The 15186-nt window shown below is 70.5% G+C and carries 13 protein-coding genes and 2 pseudogenes; 7 read left to right on the top strand and 8 right to left on the bottom strand.

Features of this window, described 5'->3' with window-relative positions:
* Positions 1–132 precede the first annotated feature (132 nt).
* Complete coding sequence (locus tag ABZ371_RS01085) at positions 133–774, top strand: TetR/AcrR family transcriptional regulator (protein WP_358672481.1); 642 nt, start codon at positions 133–135, stop codon at positions 772–774.
* A gap of 64 nt (positions 775–838) precedes the next feature.
* On the opposite strand, the gene ABZ371_RS01090 is transcribed toward ABZ371_RS01085, so the two are convergent.
* A complete protein-coding gene (locus ABZ371_RS01090) occupies positions 839–1513 on the bottom strand; it encodes a CatB-related O-acetyltransferase (RefSeq protein WP_358672482.1) in 675 nt (224 codons plus the stop codon).
* A gap of 97 nt (positions 1514–1610) precedes the next feature.
* On the opposite strand from ABZ371_RS01090, the gene ABZ371_RS01095 reads away from it, so the two are divergent.
* On the top strand, positions 1611–2243 hold the full coding sequence (locus ABZ371_RS01095) for a TetR/AcrR family transcriptional regulator (protein WP_358672483.1): 633 nt from the start codon (positions 1611–1613) through the stop codon (positions 2241–2243).
* 438 nt (positions 2244–2681) lie between these two features.
* Here ABZ371_RS01095 and ABZ371_RS01100 read toward each other — a convergent pair whose 3' ends face one another.
* The gene (locus ABZ371_RS01100; RefSeq protein WP_358672484.1) at positions 2682–3062 is read right to left on the bottom strand and encodes an FKBP-type peptidyl-prolyl cis-trans isomerase; all 381 of its coding nucleotides are present in this window, start codon (positions 3060–3062) and stop codon (positions 2682–2684) included.
* Positions 3063–4326: 1264 nt separating this feature from the next.
* On the opposite strand from ABZ371_RS01100, the gene ABZ371_RS01105 reads away from it, so the two are divergent.
* A complete protein-coding gene (locus ABZ371_RS01105; RefSeq protein WP_358672485.1) occupies positions 4327–4554 on the top strand; it encodes a hypothetical protein in 228 nt (75 codons plus the stop codon).
* A 255-nt stretch (positions 4555–4809) separates the two neighbouring features.
* On the opposite strand, the gene ABZ371_RS01110 is transcribed toward ABZ371_RS01105, so the two are convergent.
* The 3 genes and pseudogenes from ABZ371_RS01110 to ABZ371_RS01120 all read right to left on the bottom strand — a co-directional run.
* A complete protein-coding gene (locus ABZ371_RS01110; RefSeq protein ID WP_358672486.1) occupies positions 4810–5574 on the bottom strand; it encodes a hypothetical protein in 765 nt (254 codons plus the stop codon).
* 95 nt (positions 5575–5669) lie between these two features.
* Complete coding sequence (locus ABZ371_RS01115; RefSeq protein WP_358672487.1) at positions 5670–6356, bottom strand: hypothetical protein; 687 nt, start codon at positions 6354–6356, stop codon at positions 5670–5672.
* Between the two features lie 96 nt (positions 6357–6452).
* Positions 6453–6872 (bottom strand): annotated as a pseudogene (locus ABZ371_RS01120) (substrate-binding domain-containing protein); the annotation flags it as partial.
* Between the two features lie 144 nt (positions 6873–7016).
* Here ABZ371_RS01120 and ABZ371_RS01125 point away from each other — a divergent pair.
* Entirely contained in the window at positions 7017–7442 is a 426-nt protein-coding gene (locus tag ABZ371_RS01125; RefSeq protein WP_358672488.1) for a hypothetical protein, read from the top strand.
* 368 nt (positions 7443–7810) lie between these two features.
* Here ABZ371_RS01125 and ABZ371_RS01130 read toward each other — a convergent pair whose 3' ends face one another.
* On the bottom strand, positions 7811–9457 hold the full coding sequence (locus ABZ371_RS01130; RefSeq protein ID WP_358672489.1) for a glycoside hydrolase 43 family protein: 1647 nt from the start codon (positions 9455–9457) through the stop codon (positions 7811–7813).
* A gap of 390 nt (positions 9458–9847) precedes the next feature.
* Here ABZ371_RS01130 and ABZ371_RS01135 point away from each other — a divergent pair, with 390 nt between their 5' ends.
* Both ABZ371_RS01135 and ABZ371_RS01140 read left to right on the top strand, forming a co-directional pair.
* Entirely contained in the window at positions 9848–11494 is a 1647-nt protein-coding gene (locus ABZ371_RS01135; RefSeq protein WP_358672490.1) for a ricin-type beta-trefoil lectin domain protein, read from the top strand.
* A 237-nt stretch (positions 11495–11731) separates the two neighbouring features.
* Positions 11732–12838 (top strand): ricin-type beta-trefoil lectin domain protein, encoded by a 1107-nt coding sequence (locus tag ABZ371_RS01140; protein ID WP_358672491.1) that lies wholly within the window; start codon positions 11732–11734, stop codon positions 12836–12838.
* Positions 12839–12985: 147 nt separating this feature from the next.
* Here ABZ371_RS01140 and ABZ371_RS01145 read toward each other — a convergent pair whose 3' ends face one another.
* Complete coding sequence (locus ABZ371_RS01145; protein WP_358672492.1) at positions 12986–13690, bottom strand: phosphodiesterase; 705 nt, start codon at positions 13688–13690, stop codon at positions 12986–12988.
* A 473-nt stretch (positions 13691–14163) separates the two neighbouring features.
* Positions 14164–14450, bottom strand: a pseudogene (locus tag ABZ371_RS01150) (DUF4383 domain-containing protein).
* Between ABZ371_RS01150 and ABZ371_RS01155 the strand changes: the two are divergent.
* Positions 14358–15170, top strand: a complete 813-nt coding sequence (locus tag ABZ371_RS01155; RefSeq protein WP_358672493.1) for an alpha/beta hydrolase — start codon at positions 14358–14360, stop codon at positions 15168–15170. The pseudogene ABZ371_RS01150 and the gene ABZ371_RS01155 sit on opposite strands and share 93 nt — an antisense overlap.
* The last annotated feature ends 16 nt before the right edge of the window (positions 15171–15186 follow it).

A 15186-nucleotide genomic window follows, 5' to 3' on the forward strand; every position in this document is an offset into this window, starting at 1 on the left:
CTCGGCTACCGGCGTTCGTCCGGCGCCGTAGATGCGATGCGAGTCACTCGACTCGCCTTCTCCCGGTAACCGTAGGCAGGACGACTGAGGCGAGTCAAGTGACTCACCTCGGGGCTGCGGCATACTGTCCGCATGGCAGCAGAACTCTCCGCGCACCACCGCAGACTCGCTCAGCAGAAGCGCGAGGCGATCACCTCCGCGGCCACAGAGCTGTTCCTGGACCGCGGCTACGACGGCACCTCACTGGCCCGGATCGCCGAAGCGGCCGGGGTCTCGAAGTCCACCCTGTTCAAGCGGTTCCCCACCAAAGCGGCCCTCTTCGAGGCCATCGTCACCGAGTCCTGGCAACGTGACGCCGACGACGCCGCCACGCGGCCACAGACCGGAGATCTACGCGCCGGACTGACCGCCATCGGCCACCGCTATGCCGACCTGGTCGGCCGGCCCGGCATGACAGCCCTCTTCCGGATCGTCATCGCCGAACTGCCTCGTTTCCCCGAGCTGGGACGAATGCAGTTCCGGCTCGGCAAACTGCCCTACTTCACCTCCGTGCAGCACTACCTGGAAGCCGAGCACGAGGCGGGCAACGCCGACGTCCCTGATGCGGCGAGCGCCGCGAACCAGTTCCTCGGCATGATCGCCAACTACGTCCTGTGGCCCCGCATGCTGCTGACCGACTGGAACCCAGCAGCCTCCGACGTCCATGACGCCGTCGAACAGGCCGTCCGGACCATGCTCGCCAGATACACCCCGACCTGCCGGTCCGAACCGTAACCGGAAGGTCGACGAAAAAAGCTCCCGCGAGCCCCGGCCATGCGCGTCGGCGCGAACCGGGATGTCAGGGCCGGTCGGTCTGCGGGGCGGCCTCCCCCGAGTCGGCGGCGGCTTCCTCCAGATCGGCGACGGTCCCCGACATGATCGTCCGTACGTGCCGGGTGATGTGCTGCACGGGCCAGTCCCACCACGCCACGGCGACGAGCCGGGCGATGTCCGCAGCGTCGTAGCGGGTGCGGATGAGCCGAGCCGGATTGCCGCCGACGATGCCGTAGTCGGGGACGTCGGCGGTGACCACGGCGCCGGCGGCGATGATCGCGCCGTGCCCGACGCGTACACCGGGCATGACCGTGGCACCGCGGCCGAACCACACGTCGTTGCCGACGACCGTGTCGCCCCGGCCGGGCAGGCCGGTGATCAGGTCGAAGTGCTCGGCCCAGGAGCCTCCCATGGTGGGGAACGGGAACGTGGAAGGACCGTCCATGCGGTGGTTGGCGCCGTTCATGAGGAACCGGGTGCCCGTCCCCAACGCGCAGTACTTGCCGATGACAAGCCGCTCGGGCCCGTAGTGGTACAGGACGTTTCGCGTCTCGAAGGCGGTCGGCTCGTCCGGATCGTCGTAGTAGGAGTAGTCACCGACCTCGATCAACGGCGACCTCACCAACGGCTTGAGCAGAACCACGCGCGGGTGCTCAGGCATCGGGTGGAGCACGGTGGGGTCAGCGGGCACGGGCTGCATCGCGGCAACGGTTCCTCTCCGGGGACCTAGAGCGACGACTGTCGCGTTAAGATGCTGGCACAGCCCTGCCACCTGATCAACCGGATACTGATTGCCGATGACAGACCGACTGGACACGACGTCGGACCGCCGTCCGGGCGGTCGCACCGCCCGCATCCGCGCCCAGGTTCTCGATGCGGTGCGCGCCGAACTCGCTGAAGGCGGTCACGAAGGACTCACGATGGAGGGGGTCGCGACGCGAGCCGGAGTGCACCGCGCCACGGTCTACCGGCGTTGGCGCGATGTCGGTGGCCTGCTCGTCGACGTCATCGACGCCGCCGGCGAGATCGACTGGCAGCCGCCGGACACCGGCTCGCTGCGCGGCGATCTGACGACCCTCAACCAGGAGATACAGGCATCCCTGGTCCTGCAACCGTCTTTCGCCGTCGCCCTGATGGCCGCCTCGTTCCACTCCGAACAGGCCGCGCGGGCTCAGACGCGGTTGTGGACGGACCGGTATGCCCAGTGCGAGATCCTCGTCGAGCGCGCCGTCGAGCGCGGTGAACTCCCCGCACGGGACACGGACGCACGGAGCCTTCTGATCGCCGCCACGGCGCCGCTCTACCACCAACTGGTGCTTCTGCGTGCCGATCCGGACCCGCGACTCCCGGAACGGGCCGCGGACACGGCAGTCCTGGCGGCTGCCGCGGGCGCCTTCTCCGTCCGTCGGGAGGACAGTGCCGACACGTAGCCGATCCCCGCGCCGAGTGTGGCGCACTCGCGTTCGTCGTCGTCGGCGTACACGGTCACGGACATGAGAGACCCGTCCTTCACGCAGAAGGACTGCCCTCTCGCTCCGAGCGATCCGCCCGGAGGTGCCATCCCTGGAGGTCGCCGGTGTCGTTCGGCGTCGCGCCGTGGCACCTCGGTTGCAGCACATGACGGGCGCTCGACGACCCGGCGGGGGGCGAGGCCGTCAGGCCGATCCGCGACGCGATCGAAGCCCGCATCCGCTGGCTGCTCGCCGAACTCCGGACCCACTGACACTTCGCATGGCAGAGCGGTGGCGTTGTCGTGGCGGACACCAGGGACCACCTGGGCCCGATCCGGGGTCGGGCCCTCCACCGAGGTGTCTGCCAGGCGTTGTCCGGCCCTGGTGCCGGTCGGGGAGATCGGGTGGCCGGAGGCCTCAGACCGCGACGGACAACAGGTCCACCACGAAGACGAGGGTCGAGCCCGGCGGGATCAGCGAGGAGGGTGACCGGTTGCCGTAACCGAGGCGCGGCGGAACGATGATCTCTCGTCGGCCGCCGGCCTTCATCCCTCTGATCCCGCGGTCCCAGCCCTTGATGACCTTGCCACCACCCACGGCGAACTTGAACGTCCGGCCCCGGTCCCAGGAGGAGTCGAATTCCTTGCCGGACGCGAAGGTGACCCCCACGTAGTGCACCTGGACCACCCTGCCCGGCTTCGCCTCGGGCCCCTCCCCGACGACAAGGTCGCGGATCGTCAGCTCCGCAGGAGGGTCGCCCTCCGGACGATCGATCTCGGGCTTCGTCACTTCACTCATCACAGTCTCATTCGCTCGCCGCCCGAAGCCCTCACACAGACCAGCCGGGCGCACGGTCACTCGCAGCAGAGGATCATGCTGCCACGAAGGTCTCCCTCAGTCGCTCGCCGCCCCGCTCTGTGATCCCGGTACCGGCGCCCACAGGGGTGCAGAGCGCGCTTCGGGTCCGGTGCGGCGGGGAACGCCCGTGGACGCCGTGGGCCGCATCACCGGTGCACCGCGGTGGAAGCCGATGCGTCCGCACCGACCGGAGATGTGCGGTGCAGACCCCCATCCGCCAGGTCCGCACGGCGCCCCCGCCGCACGCCTCAGGGGCGAGCCCGTACGAGGCCCGCACGAGGGCTGATCCAGGCACCGCGGCACGGCACGGGCATCGGAGACCGATCCGGATGGTGGCCATCCCGACCACCACCCCGGGCCAGGACCCGCCCGTGCGCTTTCCGTCCGCATGCCCGGGTGGCCGCCGGAAGCGATACTGATATCAGCCGCGGGACGACGCCTGCCATGCGCCGAGGCCGCCACGGGGCCCGCGGCCGGCCACCGTGGTGGCGTCCTCGCCACCGCCGGAAGGGGCGTCGCGATGTGCCGCTGGATCGTCCGTTCGGGCACGCCCGTCTTCCTCAGCCGGTTCCTGTCCCAGCCGCATCGTGGGTTCTTCGACGAGACCCGTCCCGGTCCCGTCGTGTCGGAGCCCTTGGGGGGCCTGCCGGACACCTGGAATGGGGTGCCCGAGGGCAGTCACGGCGTCGTCCGGCCGGGCGGGGGTGTACTCGGCCGCACCGGGCCTGGGTACGCCGACGGCCCGGGATCGGGAGATTGAGGGCCGTGGCCAGGACCAGCGGGAGAGCCCCGGGGCCGGCCGGTACGGGCACCGACCCGTCGGGCGATCCGTACCTGCGGACACGGTTCGCCCTACCCTCTCGGCCTGCCACCGGGATGACCACGGCAGACACCGGCCCGGCACACACCGGCCCGGCACGCACCGCGAGGCAGGAACGGACGACCGGGCCGGCCGCCTGCGCGGCCGTGCCACTCCGCCGCGCCGGTCTCCTCGCCCTTCTCCGGGGCATCACGGTTATCGGCGAGGACGACGTCTTCGGCACCACGCCCCACCATGTCCTGCGAGGTCGTCCCCACCGGCTGGGGCTTGAGCCACCTCGCTCCGGGCGCCCTGTCCGGGGTGCGGAGCGGAGGCAACCCGCGGGACCGCCCGTCCCGGTAGCGCGGGTCGCGACAGCGCGAGCCGGAGAAGAAGGGCCGACAGGTGGGATCACGAGGTGACCGGCCGAGCGCACCGCGAGCGACGGGCGGGCGGGGCGCGCACAGCGCCGCGGGTGCCCGCGCAGCGGTGCTGCTGGTGCTGGGCGGTGTCCTGGTTCCGCTCATCGCCGCCGGTCTACGCAGCGTCTTGTGGGTCCTGATCGGTATCGCGGGACTCGCGCTCGCCGCCGTCGGCGTGTGGTGGGCCCTGGCACATACCGGCGTCACATGAGTGACGTCGCGGGCTGAGGGCTCGCAGGGAACCATGCTGCAACGTCCTGCGATCCAGCTCGCTTCGCAGTGGGCGCATATCCGGCGAGGCCCGTAACAACGTGCGCCCAGCCGACAGCATGAGACCGGAGCAGCATCACGGCCCCTCGGCGACACAAGGCGTAGGGTCCGCCGTCATCGTGGCGGACCCTACGTCTTGACCGTCGCAGCCGTCATCGGCGGCTCGGCCCCCACCGGCTCGCCGGCAGGAGAGCCGTCACTTCACCACGACGTTGTCCCCGGACGACATGGACGGCCCGGTGGTGGTGTTGCCGTAGTACGCCCAGCGCCACGTACCCGTCTTGGAGGCCGTCACGGTCGTCTTGAGGTTGCCCGAGCTGTTCGCGAGCACCTTCTTCACCGTGGTGTAGGACGCGGCACCGGCGGGCTTGTACTGCAGGCTCACCGTGCGGCCTCCGTAGGAGGCGTACTTCCTGGTCTCCCAGTCGGCCCGCGTGACCTTTCCGGTCACGGTGATGGTCCTGCCCTTGGAGACCGGTTCGGGCGAGGCGTTGACGGTCAGGCGGGAGTTTCGCTTGACGTAGGCGGTCAGACCCTTGTCGTCGACGTCGGCACCGCCGCCCTCGAAGTACACCTCCGCCGCGACCTTCCAGGCCCCGGCGTCACTGTTGCGCATGGACCACACGCTCGGGTCGAAGAACATCCTCTCGTTGATGTCGCAGACGCCCGGGCCGGAGCCGGGGCAATCGCTCGTCTCGATGGCGTGCCACAGTCGTTCATCCGTACCACTGCGGTACAGGAACACCGCGGGCCACTTCCACCGGCGCTCGGTCGTCATCCGGAAGGAGGCGGGTACCGCGACCTCTTTCGACGTCCCGATCACGATCGGCTTGCCGCCGTTCACTTGGACACGGGTGAAGGAGACTCCACCCTCGGCCGCCCCGGCCGGCACCGCGGCTACGGCTGTGAACACCGCCGCCGCACCGCCGGCCACGACGACTCTCCAGACCTGCTGTCCCACCTGATCCCCGATCTCCGTACGGAAGGCACCGAAGGCTCATCCCTCCGGCGCCTGAGAGACGTCCGGCGTGCACGCAGGGTTGTACACCCTTGAGGTCACGATGGGATATCAGGCGATGCCGCTTCGGGGTAGCCGACGTCGGCGATGTCCTCGGCCAGGTCGCTGAAGGTGAGCTGCGAGTTCAGCGATGACACGAGCTTCCGGCTCAGCGGTCGCAGGGCGTACACGTCGCGCACCGCTTCCAGGTCCACGGGCACCTCGTAGTAGTCCTCGGCGAAGCGCTGGAACGCTTCCGGTGAACGGTCGACCAGGAGCTCGAACAGGCCTGATGCCCCGTCGGGGTCGGAGCACCCGGCGGGGAAGTCGATCACGCCGTGCCGCCACCGGTCATCCGTCGCTGCCCGCCACAGGCAGGCCGTCACGACCGGAACGTCGTCCTCGTCGGTGAACGCCGGTTCTTCGACGAAGGGCTTGAAGATCCCCGGGACCTCGTCGATCACTCCCGGCCAGGGCTCACCATCGTTGGCATAAGGGCTCATCGGTGCTTCGTGGTCGAAACCACGGACATAGGCCCCGGCCGCCGAGAACACGATGGAGTACTCGTCCCCCGATCCGTTGCGCATCGATGCCAGCTCCTCGCCATCGGCCCAGCCGGTGTCGAAGGAGTAGTACCGGCCTTCCCGGTCCGGGCTCAGGATCGCGTTGAGTACTGCCAGCGAGCGGCACAGGTTCCGCAGGTCGGCGATGGAGGGAAGCCGAAGAGCTACGTCATGGACAGTCACGTACTCATCCAACCGGATTCCTCCGACAGGCGGCCCTCAAGGGTGTCACGCGCAGTGGCGGTTCCGCCCTGCCGGCCTGCGGGACACAGCGCCGGCTCATCGGGCAGCGACCGGGCCACAGATCCGGCACCCGCAGCCGCGCGGGGCCCTCCACGGCGTGTGTGCGGCCGTGCTGGCCCGGACCACGAGGGGTGGTCGCCGGTTCGAGCCGGCGGCTCTCCAACTCCTCACCACCGATCAGTCTGAGCAGGGTGCGCAGGGCGCTGCCCCCCTCTCCTTGAGTGGCTGGCGCACGGTCGTCAGGGCCGGAGCGACCCAGCGCGCTTCGGGCAGGTCGTCGAAGCCGATCACGCAGACGTCGTCCGGCACCCGCAGACCGGCCTCGGCCAGTGCTTCGTACCCGCCGATGGCCATGTGGTCGGAGCAGACGAAGAAGGCGGTCGGGGGTTCACGCAGTGCGATGAGCGCGCGGACCTGTTCGGCGCCGCCGGCCCGTTCGTAGGTGCCGTGCCGGAGCCGGCGGGGGTGGCTCGTGGACGTCAGTGAAACGTGAGCGTGACGTCAGCGGTTTCCCGCAGAGTTCGACGTCGTTCCGCCACCCGGTCGCGGAACGGCACGGCTCCGGCCGTGCTCACGTTCTATCGGACAAGGGAAGACAGGATGTCGGGAACGAAGCGTCTCAAGGCCGCGATCGTGGCGGCGGTCGCCGTGGCGGGCCTCACCGTAGCCGTCGCACCGGCGCAGGCCGGCACATGCGCGACGGAGGGCGGCGGCGTATACATCTGTGAGTACGGCATCACGAACCACCAACTCCTGCGCGGGGAGAAGGAGCAGTTCGTGGTCGGTTCCGACTACGCGGTGTGGACGCGACGGACCACGGGCGGCACGTGGGGCGGATGGGTCTCGATCGGAGGCAACGTGCGCAGCAGGGTGGAGGCCGCCCACGCCTACATCGGCACGGGTAACGACATCGAGACCACTCTTCTCGTCCGGGGGACCGACGGCAACCAGTGGACCGCGATGCGGCCGGCCCTCGGCAAGGCGTGGACGCCCTGGCGGAAGTTGGTGGACGAGAGGCCCTGGTAGTCGACCCTCCCGGGTGGTCGGCCTTTCCGGGTGATCGACCTTCCGGGGTGGTCGGCCTTCCGGGGTCGTCGAGTGTCTCGCGTTGTCACCCCCGCGCCATGACGCTCGATCCCTATGCCGGAAGACTCCTGTTCATGTGCGGCACAGGCGTCGGTGGTGGGTGCGTACCGAGGGCGGGCGCGTCGAGTGCTGCGCGGCAAGCGTCGTCGCGTCGACCCTACGGTGCCTGATCCAGCCGGCCGGGGCAGTGCGTCATGGCCCGGCCGGCGTAAGGGCGTTCGGTGACGCCCGAGGTGCGGGCGACAGCACAGCGCGCACCACGCCGTCAGGTCCGGGCCCGGCCGGAGAGCGCCCGGGGCCGCACCGGTTCAGGGCGTGGACAGTTCGAAACGCGTGACACGGACCGAGCCACCGAGTGCCCGGGTGGCGTGGTTGAAGAGGGCGAACCGGTAGCCCATGAAGAACCGCCAGTCGTTTCCCATGGAGAAGTCGGGCCCGAGGCGGGTGAACGTGATCCCGTCGGTGCTGTAGGAGAACGTCCCCGGGCGGGCCGCGCCGGGGCGGATGTCGGCACTCGCGCGCAGCCAGACGCGATCGCCCGGGACGGCGGCGCTCGCGAGTTCGTAGCCGGTGCCGGTGGTGTTCCAGTCGCCGTCCATGGTGAGCCCGCCGACCCTCACCACCCGCGCTGCGCCACCCTCACGCTTGATGCCGATCCATGCGGAGGAGTCGCGCAGCAGGGCGAGACCGGCCCGGTCACCGTCGCGCATCCCGGAGTGGTCGAGCTGCACCGTGGCGGTGGAGGTGGGGCCCTGGATCCGGTGGGTGAGGGTGTTGCGTGCCCAGTACAGGTCGCCGGTGACCGTCGCGGTGCGCAGGGTCAGGCCGCCGCCGGCCGACCACTTGGTGTTGTCCGGGTTGTGGTTCCACTCCCACCTCGGGCCGAGGGCCGTTCTGTCGAAGGTGTCGACCCCGGTCATGGGAGCGACCTGACGGGGTGGTGCTGGCAGGGCCGGACCGGGATAGGCGGTGCCCCACGCACCGTTCACCAGTTGGACCACGGGCCAGCCGTCCCAGGTCCAGGTGACCGGTGCCAGCGCGGGCACCCGGCCGCCGGGGTAGGCGTCGACGAACGCCAGGTAGTACCAGGCGCCGTTCTGCGTCTGCACCAGGCCGCCCTGGTGCGGGACGCCTCCGCCCGGGATCGGCCCGCGAAGGTCGAGGAGGACCTGCCGCATCGTGTACGGACCGAACGGGCCACCCGACGACTTCAGGATGTACTGCCCGTTCGCGGGGCGGGTCAGAAAGATGTAGTACTGCCCGTTGATCTTGTAGAAGCGGGAGCCCTCGAGGGTGCCGACGCTCGAGGGCGTCGTGAACACCTGTTGTGTACGGACCTGGGTGCGGCCGTCCGGGGAGAGCTGGGCCACGCTGATCGTGGAGTTGCCGTACGCCACGTAGAGGGTGTCGTCGCTGTCCACCAGGAGCCCGGCGTCGTAGTAGGGCGTGCCGATCGTCGTCAGCCGGCTCCACGGCCCTTCGGCGGCCGTCGCGGTGTAGATGTACGTCCGGGCGAAGTCGATCTGCCCCAGCCAGTAGAACGTCCTGTTGCTCGGACGATAGGCCAGCGACGATGCCCAGATGCCTCTCACATAGCCACGGGCCGCGTTCAGGTCGTACTTGGCGCCGAAGTCCAGGACCGGCACCGAGTGCCCGGCGATCTCCCAGTGCACCAGGTCGTACGAGCGCAGGACCGGCGCACCCGGTGAGTAGTGCATGGTCGACGCCGAGGCGTAGTACGTGTCACCGACGCGTATGACGTCGATGTCCGCGAAGTCCTGCCAGATCACCGGGTTCGTGTACTCCCCGGCGGCGACGCGGTCCGGCCCGGGGGCCGGACCGGTCGCGGCGCGAGAGGCGTCCGTCGGCAGAAGGACCGCACCGGCGGCGAGGCCGGTGGCGGCCGTCAGAGCGCGACGACGAGATAAAGGCTGACGAGGCCATGACATATTCATGCGCTACGCGCTCCTTGCGACTCAGCGTTCCGGTGGGCGCGACCCGGGCTGCCCCGCCGCGAGCGGGGCCTCCCTACTGTTCCGTATATCGAACGAGGGTCGAGGTGTCGAGCAACCTGAATGTGAGGGACTCCGCGCGCGACGTCAATACCCCTCGCACGAGCCGCTCGAGGCTCCGAAACATTCGACGACTTCCATGCGGACATACTGCGGTGGATGTCCGCGAACGACCCGATCCGCTTCATCGCGCACCGCAGACGACGTGGACCGATATCGCCGGCGCTGTTGACACGGCCGATCGCACCTCTAGTATCCGTGGCAGCCGATTTCCGAACGATGGTCGAAATTTCGAACTTCCACCCGTAACGATCCTCGGAACAAGGAGCCCAGGTGCCCAGACGATCAGGCGGACGACTGCTCCGCCTCCTCGCGACTGCCGTCCTGACGGTCACCGTGCCCGTGACCGCCTCCTCGAACCCCACCGCCTCGGCCGCACCGGGCAGCCCGGCACTCACCCCGCCGCTGGGATGGAACAGCTGGAACAGCTTCGGGTGCGGGATCACCGAGACCCAGGTGCGCCAGGCCGCCGACGCGATGGTGTCCTCGGGCATGCGCGACGTCGGTTACCGGTACCTGGTGGTCGACGACTGCTGGTTCGACCCGCAGCGCGACGCGGCGGGCAACCTGCGGGCCAACCCGACCAAGTTCCCCGGCGGGATGAAGGCGCTCGGGGACTACATACACGGCAAGGGCCTGAAGTTCGGGATCTACCAGGTGCCGGGCGAGCGCACGTGCGCGCAGACCAGCGGCGCCTATCCCGGGTCGACGGGCAGCAGGGGGCACGAAGCCCAGGACGCCGCCACGTTCGCCTCGTGGGGAGTCGACTACCTCAAGTACGACTGGTGCTCCTCCAGCGGTACCCGGGACGAGCAGGTCGCGCGGTTCACGCTGATGCGCGACGCCCTGCGTGCGACCGGGCGGCCGATCGTCTACAGCATCAACCCCAACAGCTTCCACGCCATCACCGGCGCCACCTACGACTGGGGCGAGGTCGCCGACCTGTGGCGGACGACCGAGGACCTGCTGGACATCTGGCAGAACGGCAACACCAACAGCTATCCGATGGGCGTCGGCAACGTCCTCGACGTCACCGCGCCGCTCGCGGCGCAGTCCGGCCCCGGCCACTTCAACGACCCCGACATGCTGGTCGTCGGCCGCCCCGGCCTGTCCCTGACCGAGTCCCGCTCCCACTTCGCCCTGTGGGCGCTGCTGGGCGCTCCGCTCATGGCCGGCAACGACATCCGCACCATGTCGGCCGACGTGAGCGCGATCCTGCGCAACCCGCGTCTGCTCGCGGTGAACCAGGACTCGCTGGGCGCGGGGGGACGCAGGGTACGCGACGACGGCGCCACCGAGGTGTTCGCCAAGCCCCTGTCGGACGGCTCGGTCGCGGTGGGCCTGTTCAACCGGGGCGGCGCCACCGCGACGGTCACGACGACGGCCGCGCAGGTCGGTCTGTCCGGAGGTCCGTTCACTCTCACCGACCTGTGGACCGGCGGCACGTCGAGCACGTCCGGGCAGATCTCCGCGAGCGTGCCCGCACACGGCGTCACCGCCTTCCGGGTGAGCGGCGGCACCCCGCTGACCGCCACCCAGTCGCGTCTGCGGGGCAACGGCTCCGGCCGCTGCCTGGACGTGGACAACGCCTCCACCGCCGCCGGGGCCGCCGTACTCCTCTGGGACTGCCACACGGCGGCCAACCAACTGTGGACCACCTGGGCGGGCGGCGAGATCCGCGTCTACGGCGACAAGTGCCTGGACGCCTACGACCAGGGCTCCGCCGTCGGCACCCGTGTCATCACCTGGCCCTGCAACGGCCAGGCCAACCAGAGATGGACACTCGGCTCCGACGGGTCGCTCCGCAACGTCCACGCCGGGCTGTGCCTCGACGCCGACGGGGCGGGCACCGCCAACGGCACCCGACTGCTCCTGTGGACCTGCAACGGCCAGGCCAACCAGAAGTGGACTCGCGCGTGAGCCGGAGCCGGGCCGAAGCCGTCGCACAGGGGGCAGGTGCCCCACAGCGCAGTGACCTGCGCGGCGCGCCGAACCCGTCGCGCACACCGCGACAGCCGACCTGACCGTCTCACCTCGTTCCTCTCCGGGACGTCGGCCGGCCGTTCCCACGGGGGCGGCGAAACGGCCGGGTCGACGCCTCACGCGGCGGTCGCGGTCCGTCGTCCCGGCACTCACTCGCAGAAGGAGGACATCTGCATGAAGAGATCCTGGGCTCTGTCCCTCGTCACTCTCGTCACCGCCGTGCTCGGGCTGACGACGGCCGGTGCGACCCCGGCCTCCGCCGCCCCGAGCACGCCCTTGCGGGTCATGCCGTTGGGCGACTCCATCACCTGGGGGGTGGGAAGCAGTACGGGCAACGGCTACCGGGGTCCGTTGTGGGACGAGCTCGCGGCGGACGGCCATCCGCTGGACTTCGTCGGCACGTCGCGGGGCGGTTCGATGTCCGACCCCGACAACGAAGGACACAACGGATACAAGATCCACCAGATCGCCGCACTCGCCGACGCGTCGCTGACGCGTTATCGGCCCAACGTCGTGACGCTGGAGATCGGGACCAACGACCTCAACGAGGGCTACCAGGTCTCCACCGCCACCGCCCGCCTGAGGTCACTGGTCGACCGGATCACCGCCGCCGTCCCCGACGCGACGGTCCTCGTCGCCTCGCTGGTGGTGTCCACCAGCGGCTCGGAGGAGCAGTACCGCGCAGCGTACAACCAGGCGATCCCCCAGATCGTGGGCGCCGCGCAGGCGGCGGGCAAGCACGTCGCGTACGTGGACATGAGCGGCCTGACCGCAGCCGACCTGGTCGACGCCCTGCATCCCGGCGACGCGGGTTACCGGAAGATGGCCGACGCCTTCCACCGCGGCATCCAGGCCGCGGACGACGCCGGGTGGCTACGGAACCCCGCCCCCGCCGCCTCACGGGTGCAGTCCGCCGTCTCCGGCAAGTGCCTGGACGTCAGCGGCGCGGGCACCGCCGACGGGACCGCCGTCCAGATCTGGAGCTGCGGTGGCGGCGTCAACCAGCTCTGGTCCGCGCACAGCGACGGCACCCTGCGCTCGATGGGCAAGTGCCTGGACGCCGTCGGCCGGGGGACGGCGAACGGCACGAAGGTGCAGATCTGGTCGTGCAGCGGCGGCTCCAACCAGGTCTGGGAGCCCTACAACGGTGGGTACCGCAATCCCGCCTCCGGCCGCTGCCTCGACGACCCGGGCTCCTCGACGGCCGACGGCACGCAGCTCCACCTGTGGGACTGCCACGGCGGCGCGAACCAGAAGTGGACCATCCTCACCGCCGCATGACCGCCGGGCGCGGCGCCGGGGCTTTCCGGCTCCGGCCCCCTCGAGCACTCATGACGTGCACCGATCACAAGCTCACTGCCGTCGCCGGGGGACGCGGCGTCGAGCTCGGCGAGCCGGGGGTGTCCGGCCGCGGGAGGGCCGGGACCCTCAGTCGGGGGCCGCGACATGCCGTCCGGCACGGGAACCCGCGTAAGCGGCGACCCGGAGCGTGCGCAGACGGTCCACGGGGCGGAGGCCGCGCAGCAGGTTGCGGTAGGGGTCGAAGGCCTCAGCGCCCTTCGACCGCTCGGCGGGATCCTCGCCTAGCAGGGTCAGCCGGGCCAGGGGCCGCCAGGTCGCCCCCGTCCCCACGCAGAGCCTGAACGCGAGGGGCCGCGCGGCGGTGGCGTCGCCGACCGCGGCCGGGTCGGCGGGGACCTGGGGAGTCCCGGGCTCCGGGAACACGGCGAGCACCCCACGCCGTCCGCCGACGACATACGGCAGGAGCGTGGAGTACGGGCCGGCGGTGGCGGACGTACGGGGAAGCGGCACGTGGCGGGACCAGCGGCCACGGCCACTGGTGGTCAGGAGCAGGTCCAGGGGGCGGCCGGGGCCGTCGGCGTCGGTCACCCGCAGAGCCAGCCCCGCCCCGTCCGGCAGGGGCCGTGGGAACCCCGCGGCACGCGACCAGCGCGCCGTCACCGGGTACGAGCCGGGGGTGTCCAGCCATGGCACGTCCCAGCGGGTCGCTCGCGCGGGCACGTCGATGCGGCCCGCCACGATCACCCCGTCGGGGTGCAGGGCCGGGCGGCTGCCGCGCCGGCGAGCTGCGGCACGGGCCGTCCGGAACGCCAGACGGTCGAGAAAGTTCATCCAGCTGTCCGTTCCTGCTGCCGATGGTGGTGGGGGCGGCCCCCGCCCTGATGCAGCGGGTGCCCCGTTCGGACCCGATCTATCACGGCCCGGCGCACGTCCGGAGTGCGGCGGGGCGGGAGCCGGGTCATCCCCTGACCGGAGGGGACGCCGCACGACCGCCCGGGTGGGCGAGCAGGCCGAAGCGACCGGGCATCCCGTCCATCACATCGCGCGGCCGGTCGGACGGCGACGGGGCGGGAGGGCTGCCCGTACCCGGCCCCGCCACCGTCCCGGCCTCGGTGTCCGGGCCCGATCACCGCGCGGACGCAGCTGTCGGACCTGTGCTCGGACATGTCGTACGCGGCGGACCCTTGTCGCTCACCGCGCCGAGCTTGTCGCTCACCGCGCCGAGGGGGGACTTGCCGACAGCACCGGCGAACACACCGAAGCCGAAGGCCGGTCCGCCCTGGCGGTCCCGGTGGGCAAGGCCCTCACACCCCCGGGGCGCTCGTGCCGCGACGGGTCAGCACCGTTCCCAGAGTGACCATGCCGATACCGAGGACGAAGTGCATCCAGTCGTCGGCCGCGTTGAGCGGCACGAAGTTGGCACTGCTGTGGTGCCCGACGAACATCCCGTAGAGCCACAGGACCAGGTAGACGGCGCCGCCGGCCAGCAGAAACGTTCGTGCGCAGAGTCGGTGCGCGCCATGGCCATCCCGGCGACGCCGAAGGCCAGGTGCACCAGGTTGTGCAGGATCGAGACCTGGAAGACGCCCATCAGTTGGGCCCCGGAGCCGTGGGACTGGCGGCAGGCCATTGGGTCATCACCTACGACCGGCGCGGCTTCGGCAAGTCCGGCCGGCCCGCGACCGGTTACGACTACGACACCTTCGCCGCCGACCTGCACACCCTCATGGAGACCCTCGACCTCCGCGACGCGGTCCTGGTCGGGTTCTCCATGGGGACCGGTGAAGTCGCCCGCTACCTCTCCACCTACGGTTCCGCCCGCGTGGCCAAGGCCGTCTTCCTGGCCTCACTGGAACCCTTCCTGCTCATCACCGACGACAACCCCGACGGCGCCGCCCCCGCCTCCTTCTTCCAGGGCGTCTCCGATGCCGCCAAGAAGGACCGGTACGCCTTCTTCACCGACTTCTACAACGACTTCTTCAACCTCGACGAGAACCTCGGCACCAGGGTCAGCGAGGAGCCGGTGCGCAACGCCTGGAACGTGGCGGCCGGCGCCGGTGCGATCGCCTCGGTGGCCGCGCCCCTGACCTGGCCCACCGACTTCCGCGCCGACATCCCCCGCATCGACGTTCCGGCGCTGATCGTGCACGGGACCGCCGACCGCACCCTGCCCATCGACGCCACCGGGCGCCGCTTCGCCAAGGCCCTGCCCACCGCGCGGTACACCGAGATCGAGGGCGCCCCCCACGGGCTGCTCACCACCCACACCGCCGAGGTCAACGAGATCCTGCTGGACTTCCTCGGCCAGTGACCGCCGACTAGACGAC

Origin of the sequence: Streptomyces sp. NPDC005899, assembly GCF_040629645.1 — a bacterium.
In the GTDB taxonomy this organism is placed as follows: domain Bacteria; phylum Actinomycetota; class Actinomycetes; order Streptomycetales; family Streptomycetaceae; genus Streptomyces.